A 17,327-nucleotide genomic window follows, 5' to 3' on the forward strand; every position below is an offset into this window, starting at 1 on the left:
GCCATGCCCTTCTTCCTGCCTTCTCGCCGCACCGTTCTCGCGCTGATCGCCTCCAGCGCCGCCCTGCCGGCGCTGGCCAGTGACGCCACGCTGCTGAACGTCTCCTACGACGTGGCGCGCGAGCTCTACAAGCAGATCAACCCGGCCTTTGTCGCCGCGCAGAAGGCCAAGGGCCAGACCGTCGTCATCAACCAGAGCCATGGCGGCTCCAGCAAGCAGATCGGCGCCGTCATCGGCGGCCTGGAAGCCGACGTCGTAACGATGAACCAGGCCACCGACGTGGACCAGCTCGCCAGCGCCGGCCTGACCCCCGCCGACTGGCGCAGCCGCTTCCCCAACGGCGCGGCGCCCTATTCGTCCACCATGACCTTCCTCGTGCGCAAGGGCAACCCCAAGGGCATCAAGGACTGGAGCGACCTGGCCCGCCCGGGCGTGCAGGTCATCATCCCCAACCCCAAGGTCACCGGCAACGGCCGCTACAGCTACCTGGCCATCTGGGGCAGCGTCATTGCCACCGGCGGCAGCGAAGCCCAGGCCAAGGAACTGGTCACCAAGGTGCTGACCAATGTGCCGGTGCTGGACGGCGGCGGCCGCGGCGCCACCACCACCTTCACGCAGCGGGGCATCGGCGACGTGCTCGTCACCTTCGAGGCCGAGGTGGAGCTGATCGAGAACGAGTTCGGCAAGGGCCAGTTCGAGCAGGTCAACCCCAGCATCTCCATCGAGACCGATGCCCCGGTGGCCCTGGTCGACAAGGTCAATGCCAAGAAGGGTACGGCCGCGCTGGCCAAGGCCTACCTCGACTTCCACTGGACACCGGAAGGCCAGGAAATCATCGCCAGGAACAACTTCCGCCCGCGCGACCCAGCCATCTTCAAGAAGCATGCGCAGCGCTTCGCCAACATCAAGCTCTTCACGGTCGACCAGACGCTGGGCGGCTGGGCCAAGGTCAGCAAGCAGCACTTTGCCGACGGCGGCTCGTTTGACCAAGTCATGGCCAGCATCAAACGCTGATGGCTTCCTTCCTCTCGGCACGCCGCCGCGTGCTGCCCGGATTCGCACCGACGCTGGGCTTCACGCTGTTCTATCTGTCGCTGATCGTGCTGGTGCCGCTGGCCGCCGTCTTCTTGAAGTCCTCGGGCCACGGTTTCGACGCCTTCTGGGCTGCCGCCACGGCACCGCGCGTGATGGCCTCGTACAAGCTCAGCTTCGGGGCCTCGCTGATCGCCGCCTTCATCAATCTCTTCTTCGGCCTCATCCTGGCCTGGTGCATCGTGCGCTATGAGTTCCCGGGCAAGAAGCTCGTCGATGCGCTGATCGACCTGCCCTTCGCCCTGCCCACGGCCGTGGCCGGCATCGCGCTGACGGCGCTGTACGCGCCCAACGGCTGGGTCGGTTCCCTCTTCGCCAAGTACGACATCAAGATCGCCTTCACGCCGCTGGGCATCCTGCTGGCGCTGATCTTCATCGGCCTGCCCTTCATCGTGCGCACCGTGCAACCGGTGCTGGAGGACATGGAGACCGAGCTGGAGGAGGCCGCCGCGTCGCTGGGCGCCCAGCGCTGGACCACCTTCCGCTATGTCGTGCTGCCGACGCTGCTGCCGGCCCTGCTGACCGGCTTCGCGCTGGCCTTTGCGCGCGCCGTTGGCGAATACGGCTCGGTCATCTTCATCGCCGGCAACATCCCCATGGTCAGCGAGATCACGCCGCTGATGATCATCGCCAAGCTGGAGCAATACGACTACGTGGGCGCCACGGCCATCGCGGCCGTCATGCTGATCGCCAGCTTCGTGCTGCTGCTCATCATCAACGGCCTGCAGGCCTGGAGTTCGCAGCGGGGTGGGCGCAAATGAGTACCGCACTGCATCTCGCCCCGGCTCGCGCCAGAGCCAAGTACCAGGACAACCCCGCCACGCGCGAATCCCCCGCCGTGCGGTTCGCGCTGCTGGCACTGGGCCTGACCTTCTTCGCCATCTTCCTGCTGCTGCCCCTCGTGGCCGTCTTCACCGAGGCGCTGCGCAAGGGCTGGGAGGTGTACTTCGCGTCCATCGCCGAAGAGGAAACCTTCTCCGCCATCAAGCTCACCCTGATCGCTACGGCCATCGCGGTGCCGTTCAACCTGGTGTTCGGCCTGAGTGCGTCATGGTTGATCGCCAAGCACGAGTTCCGCGGCAAGCAGCTGCTGATCACGCTGATCGACCTGCCCTTCTCGGTCTCGCCCGTCGTGGCCGGCCTGATGTATGTGCTGATCTTCGGCGCCCAGGGCTGGTTCGGCCCCTGGCTGCAGGCGCATGACGTGAAGATCATCTTCGCCGTGCCCGGCATCGTGCTGGCGACCGTCTTCGTCACCTTCCCCTTCGTCGCCCGCGAGCTGATCCCGCTGATGCAGGCGCAAGGCAAGGACGAGGAAGAGGCCGCCACCGTGCTCGGCGCCAGCGGCTGGCAGACCTTCCGCCGCGTGACCCTGCCCAACATCAAATGGGGCCYGCTGTACGGCGTCATCCTTTGCAATGCGCGCGCCATGGGCGAGTTCGGCGCGGTGTCGGTCGTGTCCGGCCACATACGCGGCCTGACCAACACGCTGCCGCTGCACGTCGAGATCCTCTACAACGAATACCAGTTCGCGGCCGCCTTCGCCGTGGCCTCACTGCTGGCGCTGCTCGCGCTGGTGACGCTGGTGATCAAGCAATTCATCGAGTGGCGTGCCAGCCAGTCGGCCAAGGAAGCGTGATGGGAATTCAAGTCCAAAACATCCACAAGAGCTTCGGCAGCTTCACCGCTCTCGGTGATGTGTCGCTGGACTTCCCGACCGGCGAACTCGTCGCCCTGCTCGGCCCCTCGGGCTGCGGCAAGACGACGCTGCTGCGCATCATTGCCGGCCTGGAGCAGGCCGATGCGGGGCGCGTGCTGCTGGACGGCCAGGACGCCTCGGACACGCATGTGCGCGAGCGCCAGGTCGGCTTCGTCTTCCAGCATTACGCGTTGTTCCGCCACATGACGGTGTTCGACAACGTCGCCTTCGGCCTGCGCGTGAAGCCCAGGAAGCAGCGCCTGCCCGAAGCCGAGATCAAGAAGCGCGTCACCGAACTGCTCAAGCTCGTGCAGCTGGACTGGCTGGGCGACCGTTTCCCGCCGCAGCTGTCCGGTGGCCAGCGCCAGCGCATCGCGCTGGCCCGTGCGCTGGCCGTCGAGCCGCGCGTGCTGCTGCTGGACGAGCCCTTCGGCGCGCTCGACGCCAAGGTGCGCAAGGAGCTGCGCCGCTGGCTGCGTCGCCTGCACGACGAGCTGCACATCACCAGCATCTTCGTCACCCACGACCAGGACGAGGCCTTGGAAGTGGCCGACCGCATCGTGCTGATGGACCATGGCCGTGTCGAGCAGGTCGGCACGCCGCAGGAGGTCTACGAGCGCCCGGCGACGCCCTTCGTCTACGGCTTCCTCGGCGCGGTCAACCGCTTCGTCGGCCAGGCCCGCGGTGGCGTGCTGCACATGGGCGAGCACCAGTTGCCGCACCAGGGCGCCCACGGCGACGGCGAGGTGCAGGCCTATGCGCGGCCGCATGAGCTGCAGATCCTGACCGACGAGTCGGCCCAGGGCCTGTCGGCCACCGTGGAGCGCGTGCTGTCCTTTGGCGCGAGCGCACGTGTCGAGCTGATCGGCCCGGACGGCCAACCGCTGGAAGCCGAATTGACTCGCGAAGAGGCTGAGTCCTTGCGCCTGCAAGGCGGCCAGCGCGTGAAGTTGAGCGCGGCGCGGCTGAGCCTGTTCGAGGCCGGCGCCGGCATCTGAGCACCGGCTCCTCAGTCATGAGGAGGCCCGCGTCCCCAAGATTGGGGACCTAGGGGATGTCCGCTTCCCGCCACCGACTACGTTTGGACAAACAGGTGTCTGTCGCCGGTACGGGCACCGCTGTCGCAAACGCCGGCGGGAGTTCGACATGTCATCCTTCTCCGACAAGGCCGCCCATCGTCAGCGCATGCTCTGGGTCTGCGCCATCATCGCCATCGCTGGCGTCGGCGCCTATGAGCTGGTGCCCACCCAGCCTGGCCGCGACGTGGTCGCGGTCGACGCGCCGCTGCGCTTCGACGCGCCCGCCGCCGGGCCCGACGCATGGCGCGCTGCCTACCGCAACTGCATCGCCCATCCTGCGCCGGACGGCTCCACCGCCGATTGCCTGGTGCTGCTGAAGGACGACTCGCCGCAAGGTTGATATACGCAGCCCGCATGGGCTGCTGCGTTTCGATTCCTTCCGCTCGGCGGACCCCTTGGCCACACTGCCCTCATCCCGCAGCCACCAAGGAATTCCGCATGACCATCACCGCCATCAACGTCCGCAACCAGTTCCGCGGCACGATCAAGGAAATCATCGAAGGCCCGGTCGTCTCGGAAGTCGATGTCGTCACGCGCAGTGGCGATGTCGTCACCTCGGTCATCACGACGCGCTCGGTCAAGGACCTTGGCCTCGAAGTCGGCCGCGAGGTCGTCGCGCTGGTCAAGTCCACCGAGGTGTCGATCGCGACGCTCTGACGAGGAGCCCGACATGGCCTACAGCGCGCCCCGCGTCCTCATCATCCCGGGCCTGAACGACAGCGGCCCGGCGCATTGGCAGACCTGGCTGCAAGGCCAGTACCGCGACGCCCGCCGCGTCACGCAGCGCGACCCCAGCAAACCCGAACTGGAGCGTTGGGCCGAGCGCATCCAGCGCACATTGGAAGTGGCGGGCGACGGGGAATGGCTGGCCGTGGCGCACAGCTTCGGCTGCCTGGCCCTGGCCCGCCACCTGGCCGACCACCCGGACTCGCCCATCCGCGAGGCCCTCTTCGTCGCCCCGGCCGAGCCCGACAAGTTCGGCGTCGCCGAGTCATTGCCCCACCAGCGCCTGCCACGCCGCTCGCGCCTGATCGCCAGCAGCACCGACCCGTGGATGAGCGCCGCCAGCGCCGCGCGCTGGGCGCATCGTTGGGGTGCCAGCTACAGCAATCTCGGACCGGTCGGCCACATCAATGCAGAGGCCGGCTTCGGCCCCTTTCCGATCGCCAAGAGCTGGATCGAAGCTGCGCGAGCGCGCGCCGCCGCCGAGCAAAGGCCACGCCACGCCGAGTTCCGCGAGTGGGCCTTCGCCGTCTGAGATGAAGCTGAGGGTTCAACAACCGCGGACGAGGAACTCGACCCGCCGGTCGAGCGCGTCGGACAGGTCGTCGCGGCCGTTGCCGATCAGCGCCTGCCTGGAGCCGACGCCGCTGCTGGCCAGTCGCGGCGTCAGCTTGGGTGCCACCCGCTTCAACTCGCCCGCGACCATCTCCGCGCGCATCAGCGAAATCCTTTCGTTCACCGGCTCGGCGCCGCTTGCGCTCGTGTGGCCGACCACGTCCAGGCAACTCGGCCGCGCCGCAGCGCGCCTGCCGATCTCGCCCATCCACATCGCATAAGGCAGCGCCGTGGTGCCCGGCGGCGACCAGATCGCCGCAGTGCCGGGCTTGAACAGCACCTTCACGCCCAGCCGCTTCTGGTCGAGCCCCTGCTCGACGATGTCGCCGAAGGCCTTGGCCGCCGCCGACCGCTGGCCGAGCCGCATCCGGGTGAGGTACAGCCCCGTATGCACGCGCAACTGGTTGCCGCCGGGGCTGGCCAGCGCCGTCTCGAACAGCGTGGCAGCTTGCGCATAGCGCTTGGCGGCGTAGGCCTCGCTGGCTTCAGCGATGGTCGCAGCCGTCACGATGCGGTCGATGTACAGCGGGTGGATGGCGTCGCCGGGCTTGGTGCCTTGACAGGTGCGCACATAGCCGGTGGTGGCATCATCCGGCGCCCAGGCCGGTGAATCGGCGAACAGCGGCAACGGCGTCGTGTCCACGCCCTCGGGCAGCGCGAAGGCCAGGCCTTTGCTGACCAGCTTGCCGGTCTTCAGGTCCGCCAGGGCAAGGCAGATCCGGAAGGCTTCGCGCTTGCCCTCGCTCTTGCGCTCGGCATTCACGCCGGTGAAGGTCCCGGTCAGGATCAGCGGCCCACGCACGACGTTGACCGGGTTGAACGGCTTGACGCTGTAGCGCGGGTACTGCTGGGCTATCAGCTTGACCAATTGCGTGCCCATCGTCTGCGTGGCATTCGACTGCAGCCCGGTGACGCCGTCCACCAGCGGATCGATCACCAGCTCGCGGGCCTCTGCCGGCTGCGCGTCGGCGAGCAAAGCCGTGGCGGCGCGCAGCACGGCGGCATCGAACGGCAGCGTGGGGGGTGGCACCGGGGCCGGCGGCGGTGCAGGCATTGTGGCCGGGACCGGCGCCGCCGCGGGGGCCGTGGCAGAGCCGGGGGCACCGCAAGCACCCAAAAGACTCATGAGGCTCACGCCAGCCAGCACCGCCAGCCACCGTGCGGCGCTGGCCCGTCGGACCCGGGATGCCATCCTGTCGCGTCTGATTCGATGCTGTGTCATGGCGCGCTCGCGTCGGGCCTCGGGAGCCGCAAGCGTATCGCGCCTGCGACGTTGCGGCATCCTGTGACCGCGCGCGAGCCCTAGCCGAGCGTTGACTTGAATACCGCCAGCGTCCTCTCCCAGGCCAGCTGTGCCGCAGCGGCGTCATAGCGCGGCGTCGTGTCGTTGTTGAAACCGTGCTGGGTGCCGGCGTAGACGAACTGCTCGTAACGCACGCCGGCCGCCTTCAGCGCGGCCTCATAGGCTGGCCAGCTGGCGTTGACGCGCTCGTCGTTGCCCGCGTAATTCAGCAGCAGCCGCGCCTTGATGCGCGGCACGTCCTCCAGCGCCGGCGCGCCGCCGTAAAAGGGCACAGCCACGCCCAGCTCCGGCACTTGCGTGGCGACGTAGTTGGACAGCGACCCGCCCCAGCAAAAGCCGACGACACCGAGCTTGCCATTGCCGTCGGGCACGGCCAGCAGGCCGCGGGCAGCAGCGACGATATCGGCGCGCGTCTTGGGCGCGTCGAGCTTGCCGAACAGCTCACGCGCCTTGTCCTCGTCGCCCGGGTAGCCGCCCAGCGGCGCCAGCGCGTCGGGCGCATAGGCCACGTAGCCGGCCAGCGCCACGCGGCGGGCGATGTCCTCGATGTGCGGGTTCAAGCCGCGGTTCTCGTGCACGACCAGCACGGCCGGCAGCTTGCCCGCCGCACTCGCGGGTTTGGCGAGATAGCCCTGCACCTGGCCGTTGCCGTCGGGCGACGGGAAGGACTGGCGGCGGATCACCAGGCGCGGGTCATCTGGCTTGACCTGCTGGGCGGCGGCGAAATTGGGGCTGAGCGTGGCCAGCAGCGCTGCGGCCCCGGCCGGGCCGCCGGTGAAGGCCGCGGCCTGCTCCAGAAAACCACGGCGGCTCAGATCGCCATGCACATAGCGGTCGAACAGGGGCCAGGCCTGCGCGGGGATATCGGTCGGTTGCGTCATCGCTAGCGTCCTTATGCGTGGGAATGCCAACTTTAGTGGGACAACCCGGCAAGAAGCGAATATCGATATGGCGAATAGTTCGACGACAGATGCAGGTGCAATTCGCAGAATCGCCTCGCATGAACTTCCAGCAGCTCCGTTCCGTCCGTGAGGCCCAGCGCCGCGGCTTCAACCTGACCGAAGTCGCTCAGGCCCTGCATACCTCGCAGCCCGGCGTCAGCCGCCAGATCCGCGAGCTGGAGGATGAACTCGGCATCGAGCTTTTCGTGCGCGTCGGCAAGCGCCTGACGGGGCTGACCGAGCCGGGCGAGCAGGTGCTGCCCGTCATCGAGCGCCTGCTGCAGGAGGCCGAGAACCTCAAGCGCGCGGCCGACGACTTCGCCCAGGCCGGCAGCGGGCGCCTGCGCATCGCCGCCACGCACAGCCAGGCCCGCTATGCGCTGCCGCCCGCCGTGCGCGACTTCCGCGCCCATCACCCGGACGTGAGCCTGCATCTGCAGCAGGGCTCGCCTCAGCAGATCGCCCGCCTGCTGCTCGACGGCGAGGCCGATGTCGGCATCGCGACCGAGGCGCTGGCGCAATATCCCGAACTCGTCGCCCTGCCCTGCTACCGCTGGACGCACTCGGTCGTCGTGCCGCCCGACCACCCGCTGCTGGACGGCCCGCTGACGCTGGCCCGCCTGGCGCAATTCCCCATCGTCACCTATGAGCCCGGCTATACCGGCCGCTCCCACATCGACGAGGCCTTCGCCGCGGCCCAACTGACGCCCCACATCGTGCTCAGCGCGATGGACGCCGACGTCATCAAGACCTATGTGGAGCTGGGCCTGGGCGTGGGCATCGTCGCGGCCATCGCCTTCGATGACGAGCGCGACCGCCACCTGCGCGCCCTCGACGCCCGCCATCTGTTCGCGGACAACATGACGCGCCTGGCCGTGCGCCGCAGCGCCTACCTGCGCGACTACGTCTACGAGTTCATCCAGACCTTCGCCTCGCCGCTGCGGCGCGAGGTCGTGGACGCCGCGCGCCACCAGAACCCCGAAACCGAGGGGCAGGTGCTGGCGCTGGCGGCCTGATCCGGGCTGTCACCCCGCATTTCCGGGGGTGGCGGCCGAAGGGCGCCAAGCTTGTCACGCCCGGCGCATCCGGGCGCCTGGCCGGCCATTCCTGGCCGACCACCGGCGCACACGGCCCTCGCAGGCTGGCTTAGGCTCAAGCCACGAAGTCTGGAGGAGCCCCGCCATGAAACGCCTTGTCGCCTTGCTCGCCGTCGCGCTGAGCACCCAACTGGCCGCCGCCGGGCCGCTCAGCCTGCAATGGAGCGACCCCGCGGGTGACGCCAGCCCCGTCGGCGACGTCGTGGGCGTTCAACTGCAATGGGACGCCAGCGGCGCCTGGACCGCCTCGTGGACCGCCGACGCCGCCCACCCCTTCACGGGCAATGCGCGCTTCAACCTGAACCTGTTCGACACGGCGCTGTGCAATCTGGCGACGGCCGTGGCGCCACAGCTCTCGCTGGATGCCCTGCACGACTTCGGCGGCAGCACGGCGCTGGTGTTCAGCTACACCGGCCAATCGGCTTTCCTGGCCAACTGGCATGTCGGCGACACCGTCAGCACCGGCAACAACAGCAATTTCATTTCCGGCCTCGTGAACCTGGGCGCCAACGGCGGCCGGGACAATATGGTCACCCAGGCCCGCATCACCGGCAGCCTGCCGGAGCCCGGCACCTGGGCGCTGGCCGCGGCCGCGCTGGGCGGGCTGCTGCTCAGCCGCCGCCGATCCGCGCGCTGACAGCGCCAGGCCCGAGCAAGGCCTGCATGAGCTAGTACGTTCTTCTTCTTTGCCCAGGGTGCTGGCCTTGCCTAGAGTGAACGTCCTCACTCCAGCCACTGCTCATGCGCCGCCTTCTCACCGCACTTTCCCTTGCCATCGCCGCCACCGGCGCGTTGGCACAGACCTCGCTGTTGAACGTCTCCTACGACCCGACGCGCGAGCTCTACCAGGACTTCAACAAGGCCTTCGCGGCGCAGTGGAAGGCCAAGACCGGCGAGACCGTCAGCGTCAAGGCCTCGCGCGGCGGCTCGGGGAAACAGGCCCGAGCCGTCATCGACGGCCTGGAGGCCGACGTCGTCACGCTGGCCCTGGCCTATGACATCGACGCCGTGGCCGACCACAAGCTGCTGCCGCTGGACTGGCAGAAAAAGCTGCCCAACAACGCCAGCCCCTACACATCGACCATCGTCTTCCTGGTGCGCAAGGGCAACCCGAAGAAGATCAGCAACTGGCCCGACCTGGCCCGCAGCGGTGTCGACGTCATCACGCCCAACCCCAAGACCAGCGGCGGTGCTCGCTGGAACTACCTGGCAGCCTGGGGCTATGCGCTGAAGAATGGTGGCACGCCGGATTCGGCCAAGGACTTCGTCAAGCGCATCTACGCCAATACCAAGGTGCTGGACTCGGGCGCCCGCGGCTCGACGACGACGTTCGTGGAGCGCGGCATCGGCGACGTGCTGATCGCCTGGGAAAACGAGGCCTATCTGGCCGTCAAGGAGCTCGGCCCCGACAAGTTCGAGATCGTCACGCCCAGCGTGTCCATCCTGGCCGAGCCGCCGGTCGCCATCGTCGACAAGGTCGTCGACAAGCGCGGCACGCGCAAGCAGGCCGAGGCCTATCTGAACTACCTCTACAGCCCCGAGGGCCAGGAGATCGCGGCCAAGAACTACTACCGCCCGCGTGACGCCAAGGTCGCGGCCAAGTTCGCCAAGCAGTTCGGCCCGGTCAAGCTCTTCACGCTGGACGAGTACTTCGGCAACTGGCGCCAGGCCCAGAAGACCCATTTCGACGACGGCGGCGTGTTCGACCAGATCTACGCACCGGGTTCCAAGTAACGCGCCGACTCACTGGACCGACAAGATGTGAAGTCTTGTTGCTCCGGTCATCCCCGTCTCGACAGCGGGCGTTGAGCGGCCTCATCATGAGGCCGCCATGAGAAAACTCGCGCTCAGCACCGCTCTGCTCATCAGCCTTGCTGGCTGCGCCACGGCGCCGCCACCGGTCACCTCCGCACACGGTCCAGCCCAAGACACGCTCTGGCTGGACCGTCTCACTTGGGGCGCCAGCAGCACCGACCTCAAGGCCGTGCAGGCCAAGGGCCGCGAGGCCTGGCTCGACGCCCAGCTCAAACCCGTCGACACAGCGGCATTACCCGAGGCCGCCAAGGCACAGATCCAGGCACTTTCCATCACCCAGCCGCTGCTGCCGCTGGTGCAGCAGATGGAAGCCCAGCGCAAGGCCGCCGACGCGCTGACCGAGGACGCGGCCAAGGCGGAGGCGCAGAAGAACTACCAGCAGGCCCTGACCAAGCTCGCCCGCGAGGCCTCGACGCGGCAGCTGCTGAATGCGCTGTACTCGCCCAACCAGGTGCAGGAGCAGCTGAGCTGGTTCTGGTTCAACCACTTCAACGTCCACCAGTACAAGAACAATCTGCGCGTCATGGTGGGCGACTACGAGCAGGGCCTGCGCGAGCGCTCCCTCGGGCGCTTCCGCGACCTGCTCGGCTACACGGCCCACCACCCGGCCATGCTGCGCTATCTCGACAACGAGCAGAACGCGGCCAACCGCATCAACGAGAACTACGCACGCGAGTTGCTCGAGCTGCACACCCTGGGCGTGGGCGGCGGCTACAGCCAGCGCGACGTGCAGGAGCTTGCCCGCGTGCTGACCGGCCTGGGCGTGAACGCGACGGACAACAAACCCAAGCTCAAGCCGGCCCAGGAAGCCCAGTACCGCCGCGATGGGCTGATGGAGTTCAACCCCGCCCGGCATGACTTCGGCGACAAGCAGTTGCTCGGCATCACCGTCAAGGGCCAGGGCGAGGCGGAACTGGAGCAGGTGCTGGACCTGCTGGCCAAGCATCCGAGCACGGCGCACTTCGTGTCGCGCAAGCTGGCCCAGTATTTCATCGCCGACGAGCCGCCACCGGCCCTGGTCGAACGCATGGCCGAGCGCTGGCTGCAGAGCGACGGCCGCATCGCCGAGGTGCTGCGCGCCATGGTCGGCGCGCCGGAGTTCGAGGCGTCGCTGGGCCGCAAGTTCAAGGACCCGACGCACTATGTCGTCTCGGCCGTGCGCCTGGCCTATGCCGACAAGGTGGTGCTGAACACCGGCCCCATGATCGGTTGGCTCTACCGCCTCGGCCAGGCGCCCTACAACCGCCAGACGCCCGATGGCTATGCCATGGACGAGAGCGCCTGGGCCGGCCCGGGCCAGATGACGACGCGCTTCGAGATCGCCCGGGCCATCGGCAGCGGCAGTGCCGGCCTCTTCAAGGTCGACGGCGAGGCCAAGGACAGGCCCGCCTTCCCGCAGATTGCCCACCCGCTGTACTACGAGGGCATCGCGCCGCGCCTGGCCACGGCCACGCAGCAGGCCCTGGCCCAGGCCACGTCGCCGCAGGAATGGAACACCTACCTGCTGGCCTCCCCCGACTTCATGCACAGGTGATGTGATGGACCGACGCCTTCTGCTCCAACTCGGCCTGGGTGCCACGCTGCTGCCCACCCGACTCTGGGCCGCTGCACCTGACACGCCCCGCCTGCTTGTCGTCTTCCTGCGCGGCGCCTACGACGCCGCCAATCTGCTGGTGCCGACGTCGTCGAGCTTCTACTACGAGGCGCGGCCCAATATCGCCATCGCCAAGTCGGTGGCGCTGCCGCTGGACGCCGACTGGGGCCTCGCACCCGCGGTGGCCGACAGCATCCACCCGCTGTGGCTGAAGCAGCAGGCCGCCTTCGTGCCCTTTGCCGGCACCAACGACACGACGCGCAGCCACTTCGAGACGCAGGACCATATCGAACTGGGCCAGCCGGACGAGGGCTCGCGCGACTTCCGCAGCGGCTTCATGAATCGCCTGGCCGGCGTGCTCGGTGCGGGCTCCCGTCTGGAAGCCATGGCCTTCACCGACCAGGTGCCGCTGATCCTGCGCGGCAATCTGCCCGTCGCCAACCAGGCGCTGCGCGACCTGGGCAAGCCGGCCATCAGCGGGCCCCAGGCCCAGGTCATCGCCGGCATGTATGCCCACACCCGCCTGGCCGGCACGGTCAGCGGCGGCTTCGAGGTGCGCGACGAGGTCTCGCGGGAAATGGCTGGCGAGATGGAAGCGGCCAGCCGCGGTGCCATCGCGGCCAAGGGTTTTGCGCTGGAGGCGCGCCGCATCGCGCGGCTGATGCGCGAGCGCGTCACGCTGGGCTTCATCGACGTCGGCGGTTGGGACACCCATGTCGGCGAAGGCGGCGCGACCGGCCAGCTCGCCAACCGCCTGGGCGAACTGGGCAAGGGCCTGGCGACATTCGCCGACGAGATGGGGCCGCAGTGGAACAACACCGTGGTGGTGGTGGTCAGCGAGTTCGGCCGCACGTTCCGCGAGAACGGCAACCGCGGCACCGACCACGGCCACGGCAGCGCCTACTGGGTGCTGGGCGGCGGCGTGAAGGGCGGGCGCATTGCCGGCGAACAGGTGGAGGTCAAGGCCTCCACGCTGTTCCAGAACCGCGACTACCCGGTGCTCAACGAGTACCGCGCCCTGTTCGGCGGCCTGATGCGCCGCATGTACGGCCTGAACGACGCGCAGCTGGCCACGGTCTTCCCCGGGGCCAGTGCGCGCGATCTCGGCCTGGTTTAGCGCGCGAGGCGGGCGGCCACCGTCTTGATGCGCTCGCCAAAGACCTTGGCGGTCGCAAAGTCGCCGGCGGCCATCTCGGCGGGCGACGCGTCGCTCGGCGAGGTGGTCATCAGGCCGCCGAAGGAGGCGACGTAGTTGATGTCGTCACGCGTCGAGCTCTTCTTGTTGGACGGCATCATGCCGGTGCCCACCCACAGCATGGAGTGCTGCTGGCTCAGCGTGAAGAAGTAGTGCAGCGTCGACAGCTTGTCGCCGTTCATCGACGCGCTGTTGGTGAAGCCGGCGGCCAGCTTGTCCTTCCAGCCCTGGGTGAACCAGACCTTGCTGGAGGCGTCGGCAAACTTCTTGAACTGCCAGCTGGCGGCGCCCATGTAGGTGGGCGAGCCGAAGACGATGGCGTCGGCCCCGGCCAGCGCTTCCCAATCGGCGTCGGTGATGTTGCCCTCGGCATCGATGGCGATGAGTTTGGCGCCAGCGCTCTCGGCGACGGTCTCGGCGACGCGCTTGGTGTGGCCGTAGCCGGAGTGGTAGACGACAACGATCTTGCTCATGGAGGACTTTCTGTGTGGGTGGGGTGGAGAGAACTCAGGCCGCGAGGTCGAAGACCAGAACTTCAGCATCCTTGCCGGCCGTCAACGCGAGGCGCGATGTTTCGCGAATCTGCAAGGCATCACCGGTTGTCAGGTCTTGTCCATTCACGCTAAGCGCGCCGCGCACGAGGTGCACGTAGGCGAGGCGACCGGGCGCCAGTTCGAGCTCCGCTTGTTCCGCGCCGTCGAAGAGGCCGGCATACAGGCGCGCGTCGGCGTGGAGGGTCACCGAGCCTTGCGCGCCATCGTTGGCAGCGACGAGGCGCAGCTGGCCGCGCTTGGAGGTCGCGTCGAAATGCTTCTGCTCATAGCTCGGCGCAATGCCGCGTGCATCCGGTTGAATCCAGATCTGCAGGAAGTGCGTCGTCTCGTCCTTGGCGTGGTTGAACTCGCTGTGCATCACGCCGGTGCCGGCACTCATGCGCTGCACGTCACCGGGGCGGATGACGCCGGCGTTGGCACCGCCGACCTCGCCGTTGCCCATGCTGTCCTTGTGCGCCAGTTCGCCCGAGAGCACATAGCTGATGATCTCCATGTCGCGGTGGCCGTGAGTGCCGAAGCCCTTGCCGGCGGCCACCTTGTCCTCGTTGATGACGCGCAGGGCGCCAAAGCCCATGCGGGCCGGGTCGTAGTAGTCGGCGAAGGAGAAGCTGTGGAAGGACTTCAGCCAGCCGTGGTCGGCGTAGCCGCGGTCGCTGGACTTGATCAGTTGCATCACCTGGTTTTGCATGCTGGGCTCCTTGGTTTGCTTGCGATGGAGTCAATGTAGGAGCCAGGGTCACCGCCATCGACAAGCGGCTCTGAGGACACCGTTCAAATAGACTGAACGGATGTCGAACCCCCAAGACAAGCGCCGCGCGCTGACCCCCGAGGCCCTGTCCATGATGGACACCATCGCCCGCACCGGCAGCTTTGCCGCCGCGGCCCGCGAGATGGGCCGGGTGCCCTCGGCGCTGACCTATTCAGTGCGCCAGCTGGAAGATGCGCTCGACGTGCTGCTGTTCGACCGCAGCTCCCGCCAGGCCGTGCTGACCGCGGCCGGCCAGGAGCTGCTGCACGAGGGCCGGCGCCTGCTGCAGGAACTGGACGCCGTCGCCAACCGCGTGCGCCGCATCTCCACCGGCTGGGAGAGCGAGCTGACCCTCGCCGTGGACGACGCCATCGCCCGCCGCGCCCTGTTCGACCTGATGGAAGCCTTCTACGCCGAGAAGATCGACGGCGGCGGCCCACCGCCGACCCGGCTCAAGCTGCGCGTGGAGGTGCTGGCCGGCACCTGGGAGGCCCTGCTGCATGGCCAGGCCGACGTGGCCATCGGTGTGCCAGGCCAGCTGCAGAACAGCGGCATCCACTGCGAGATCGCGGGTGAGCTGGAGTTCGCCTTCTGCATCGCGCCCCACCACCCGCTGGCCAACCTGCCCGAACCGCTGACGGCCAGCCAGATCGCCGAGCACCGCATCATTGCCGTGGCCGACAGCGCCCGGCTGATGGCGCCGCTCAGCGTCGGCCTGCTGCCCGGCCAGGACGTGCTGACGGTGCCGTCGCTGGCCATCAAGCTGGAGGCCATGATGCGCGGCCTGGGCTGCGGCTCGCTGCCGGTGCCCATGGTGCGCCGCCACATCGAGGCCGGCCGCCTCGTGCGCAAGGCCACCTACGAGGGCCGCCGCGCCGGCAAGATGCATTACGCCTGGCGCGACACCGGCCAGACGCCGGGCAAGGCCCTGGCCTGGTGGGTGGACAAGCTGCGCAGCGAGACCACGCGCAAGGCGCTGCTCGAACAGCACGAAGGGCTGCTGCTTTGAGCTATCGCGGCCGCTTCGCGCCCTCGCCCACCGGCCCCCTGCATGCCGGCTCGCTGGTGGCCGCGCTGGCCAGCTGGCTGGATGCGCGCGCCCACGGCGGCCAGTGGCTGGTGCGTATCGAAGACGTTGACGGCCCGCGCTGCCCGCCCGGGATGGACGAGATCATCCTGGGCCAGCTCACGGCGCTGGGCCTGGTGCCCGATGAACCACCGGTCTGGCAATCACGCCGCGGCGAGCTTTACCAGGCCGCATTGGAGAAGCTGATCACGTCCGGCCACGTCTATGGCTGCGCCTGCACACGCGCCGAGATCGCGGCGGCCGCCGGCCCCAGGGCCAAGCATGGCGAACTGATCTACCCCGGTACCTGCCGCAATGGCACGCAGGGCAGACCGGTGCGCGCCTGGCGCTTTCGTGCGGAGGGCCGCATCGACTGGCAGGACCGCCACCTGGGCACCCACAGCCAGGACCTGGAAACCGAGGTCGGCGACTTCGTGCTGAAGCGCGCGGACGGCCTATGGGCCTACCAGCTTGCCGTCGTCGTCGACGATGCCGAACAAGGCATCACCGATGTCGTTCGTGGCGAAGACCTGGCGGACAACACGCCACGACAGATCGCGCTGCAGCGGGCGCTGGGCCTGCCCACGCCGCGCTATCTGCACACGCCGCTGGTGATGGCGGCGGATGGACACAAGCTGTCCAAGCAGAACGGGGCGGCGGCGCTGGATCTGGTCGACCCGCCGGCGCGACTGCGTGAGGCGGCGCTCAGGCTGGGCCTGCAGCTGTCTGCAGCGCTGGCGCCCCCCGAAACCCTGGCCCGGCTCGTGCCGCAATGGCTGGCGCAGGCCGGCGGTTGAGGCAGGTCACCGGCGCGCGAGCAGTGCCTCGTAACCATCGCGGCTGTAGCCACGCAGCTTTTCACCGTTCTTGATCAAGAAGGGCACACCGCCGCCGCCGGCAAACTGCACGAAAGCCGTTCGCCCGTCTGGCGTGTCGATGTCGAAGTCGCGATAAGTGATGCCTCGCTGCGCGAGGTGGGCCTTGGCCTGGCGGCAATACCCGCACCAGGTCGCGCTGAACAGAACTGTTCCGCCGAGGGGCGCGGCCGCTGTCGTCTTGCCCTCCTTCTTCAACCGCTCCATCTCCTTCAGAACCTCCGGCGGAATGGCCGTATTGGGAAGGGTCTGCACATCCAGGGTCTTTTCCAGTTTGCCCGTCGTCGGTGGTTGGTCGCTGTAGACGACCTTGCCATCGGGGCCAATGGATTTGTAGAGGGTCTGGGCGTGCAGCGGCGCGCCGGCTGCCGCGAGAAGCACTGCAGCGAGGGCGAGCGAGGAGATGCGCATCGCTTGCGAGCTAAGGTTCGACATGAGCGGCGGCCACAGGCGCGTGGGCACCACGCTGGAGATGCGCATGGAGGTGCTTCAAATAAGGATAGGTTGTCAGCACATCGTCCACCTCGGCCTGGATCAGCTCGCAGATCTCCGCCTGGGCCGGTGACTCGCCGAAGGCCGAGTCGACGATGACCCAATAGGCCGCGCCGCCCGGCATCTTGCACAGGTACTTGGCGCTGAGTGCGGGCCCTTCGTCTCCTCCCCTGTGCTCATAGTCCTTGAGCAGCACCACGGCCTGCGCACCATCGAAAACGGTCTCGCCTTCCTCCGTGTGCAACACGGCAGAGCGCAATTTCGAGTCGACCTCCCTTCTGAGCCTCCTCCTTTGGCTGACAACCAGCCAGGCGATAGCGCCCAGCACGGCAACGACGAGGACGGAATCCAGCAAAGTCATGTCAAACAATTGTGTGCGTAGCGATCTGGGCCGCCAAGAACGTGTTTGCCCTGCCCGAGTCGCGCCCGACGGGTCACG

General features: G+C 68.0%; 20 protein-coding genes. 14 read left to right on the forward strand and 6 right to left on the reverse strand.

The annotated features are described in order from the left end of the window. Positions 1-3 precede the first annotated feature (3 nt). From AC1DW3_RS02385 to AC1DW3_RS02415, 7 genes are all read left to right on the forward strand, one after another. Positions 4-1,014 (forward strand): sulfate ABC transporter substrate-binding protein, encoded by a 1,011-nt coding sequence (locus tag AC1DW3_RS02385; RefSeq protein ID WP_477928230.1) that lies wholly within the window; start codon positions 4-6, stop codon positions 1,012-1,014. After that, entirely contained in the window at positions 1,014-1,853 is an 840-nt protein-coding gene (gene cysT / locus AC1DW3_RS02390; protein WP_477928232.1) for a sulfate ABC transporter permease subunit CysT, read from the forward strand. The genes AC1DW3_RS02385 and cysT overlap by 1 nt, the downstream gene beginning before the upstream one ends. Beyond that, entirely contained in the window at positions 1,850-2,731 is an 882-nt protein-coding gene (gene cysW, locus AC1DW3_RS02395) for a sulfate ABC transporter permease subunit CysW (RefSeq protein ID WP_477928234.1), read from the forward strand. Before cysT ends, cysW begins: the two co-directional genes overlap by 4 nt. Then, entirely contained in the window at positions 2,731-3,789 is a 1,059-nt protein-coding gene (locus AC1DW3_RS02400; protein WP_477928236.1) for a sulfate/molybdate ABC transporter ATP-binding protein, read from the forward strand. The genes cysW and AC1DW3_RS02400 overlap by 1 nt, the downstream gene beginning before the upstream one ends. Before the next feature lie 148 nt (positions 3,790-3,937). Then, positions 3,938-4,210 carry a hypothetical protein gene (locus AC1DW3_RS02405; RefSeq protein ID WP_477928238.1) on the forward strand — a complete coding sequence of 91 codons (273 nt, stop codon included), beginning with the start codon at positions 3,938-3,940 and terminating at the stop codon, positions 4,208-4,210. Between the two features lie 98 nt (positions 4,211-4,308). Continuing rightward, positions 4,309-4,527, forward strand: coding sequence for a TOBE domain-containing protein (locus AC1DW3_RS02410; RefSeq protein ID WP_373714675.1), 219 nt, complete (start codon positions 4,309-4,311; stop codon positions 4,525-4,527). A gap of 13 nt (positions 4,528-4,540) precedes the next feature. After that, complete coding sequence (locus tag AC1DW3_RS02415; protein WP_477928240.1) at positions 4,541-5,128, forward strand: RBBP9/YdeN family alpha/beta hydrolase; 588 nt, start codon at positions 4,541-4,543, stop codon at positions 5,126-5,128. A 15-nt stretch (positions 5,129-5,143) separates the two neighbouring features. Here the strand turns inward: AC1DW3_RS02415 and AC1DW3_RS02420 are convergent, their stop codons facing one another. After that, on the reverse strand, positions 5,144-6,238 hold the full coding sequence (locus tag AC1DW3_RS02420; protein WP_477928241.1) for an OmpA family protein: 1,095 nt from the start codon (positions 6,236-6,238) through the stop codon (positions 5,144-5,146). A gap of 272 nt (positions 6,239-6,510) precedes the next feature. Then, positions 6,511-7,392, reverse strand: a complete 882-nt coding sequence (locus AC1DW3_RS02425; RefSeq protein ID WP_477928243.1) for a dienelactone hydrolase family protein — start codon at positions 7,390-7,392, stop codon at positions 6,511-6,513. Positions 7,393-7,511: 119 nt separating this feature from the next. Here AC1DW3_RS02425 and AC1DW3_RS02430 point away from each other — a divergent pair, with 119 nt between their 5' ends. The 5 genes from AC1DW3_RS02430 to AC1DW3_RS02450 all read left to right on the forward strand — a co-directional run bounded on the left by AC1DW3_RS02430 (position 7,512) and on the right by AC1DW3_RS02450 (position 13,075). Then, the gene (locus AC1DW3_RS02430; RefSeq protein WP_477928245.1) at positions 7,512-8,468 is read left to right on the forward strand and encodes a CysB family HTH-type transcriptional regulator; all 957 of its coding nucleotides are present in this window, start codon (positions 7,512-7,514) and stop codon (positions 8,466-8,468) included. Between the two features lie 166 nt (positions 8,469-8,634). Then, positions 8,635-9,186: a PEP-CTERM sorting domain-containing protein gene (locus tag AC1DW3_RS02435; protein ID WP_477928247.1), complete on the forward strand. Its 552-nt coding sequence runs from the start codon at positions 8,635-8,637 to the stop codon at positions 9,184-9,186. Positions 9,187-9,290: 104 nt separating this feature from the next. Continuing rightward, positions 9,291-10,283: a sulfate ABC transporter substrate-binding protein gene (locus AC1DW3_RS02440; protein WP_477928249.1), complete on the forward strand. Its 993-nt coding sequence runs from the start codon at positions 9,291-9,293 to the stop codon at positions 10,281-10,283. Positions 10,284-10,380: 97 nt separating this feature from the next. After that, positions 10,381-11,898, forward strand: coding sequence for a DUF1800 domain-containing protein (locus tag AC1DW3_RS02445; protein WP_477928251.1), 1,518 nt, complete (start codon positions 10,381-10,383; stop codon positions 11,896-11,898). A gap of 4 nt (positions 11,899-11,902) precedes the next feature. Continuing rightward, on the forward strand, positions 11,903-13,075 hold the full coding sequence (locus AC1DW3_RS02450; protein ID WP_477928253.1) for a DUF1501 domain-containing protein: 1,173 nt from the start codon (positions 11,903-11,905) through the stop codon (positions 13,073-13,075). Here AC1DW3_RS02450 and AC1DW3_RS02455 read toward each other — a convergent pair. Together AC1DW3_RS02455 and AC1DW3_RS02460 are read right to left on the reverse strand one after the other, a co-directional pair. Beyond that, positions 13,072-13,626 (reverse strand): flavodoxin family protein, encoded by a 555-nt coding sequence (locus tag AC1DW3_RS02455; RefSeq protein WP_477928255.1) that lies wholly within the window; start codon positions 13,624-13,626, stop codon positions 13,072-13,074. The two genes, AC1DW3_RS02450 and AC1DW3_RS02455, sit on opposite strands and share 4 nt — an antisense overlap. Positions 13,627-13,660: 34 nt before the next feature. Further along, positions 13,661-14,383, reverse strand: a complete 723-nt coding sequence (locus tag AC1DW3_RS02460) for a pirin family protein (RefSeq protein WP_477928398.1) — start codon at positions 14,381-14,383, stop codon at positions 13,661-13,663. Between the two features lie 112 nt (positions 14,384-14,495). On the opposite strand from AC1DW3_RS02460, the gene AC1DW3_RS02465 reads away from it, so the two are divergent. After that, positions 14,496-15,464: a LysR family transcriptional regulator gene (locus AC1DW3_RS02465; protein WP_477928257.1), complete on the forward strand. Its 969-nt coding sequence runs from the start codon at positions 14,496-14,498 to the stop codon at positions 15,462-15,464. Continuing rightward, positions 15,461-16,318, forward strand: coding sequence for a tRNA glutamyl-Q(34) synthetase GluQRS (gene gluQRS / locus AC1DW3_RS02470; RefSeq protein WP_477928259.1), 858 nt, complete (start codon positions 15,461-15,463; stop codon positions 16,316-16,318). Before AC1DW3_RS02465 ends, gluQRS begins: the two co-directional genes overlap by 4 nt. Before the next feature lie 6 nt (positions 16,319-16,324). Here gluQRS and AC1DW3_RS02475 read toward each other — a convergent pair whose 3' ends face one another. Both AC1DW3_RS02475 and AC1DW3_RS02480 read right to left on the reverse strand, forming a co-directional pair. Beyond that, complete coding sequence (locus AC1DW3_RS02475; protein ID WP_477928261.1) at positions 16,325-16,876, reverse strand: DUF4124 domain-containing protein; 552 nt, start codon at positions 16,874-16,876, stop codon at positions 16,325-16,327. Continuing rightward, positions 16,818-17,249: a hypothetical protein gene (locus AC1DW3_RS02480; RefSeq protein WP_477928262.1), complete on the reverse strand. Its 432-nt coding sequence runs from the start codon at positions 17,247-17,249 to the stop codon at positions 16,818-16,820. The genes AC1DW3_RS02475 and AC1DW3_RS02480 overlap by 59 nt, the downstream gene beginning before the upstream one ends. Positions 17,250-17,327 lie beyond the last annotated feature (78 nt).

It is taken from the genome of Roseateles sp. P2_H4, from assembly GCF_056403315.1.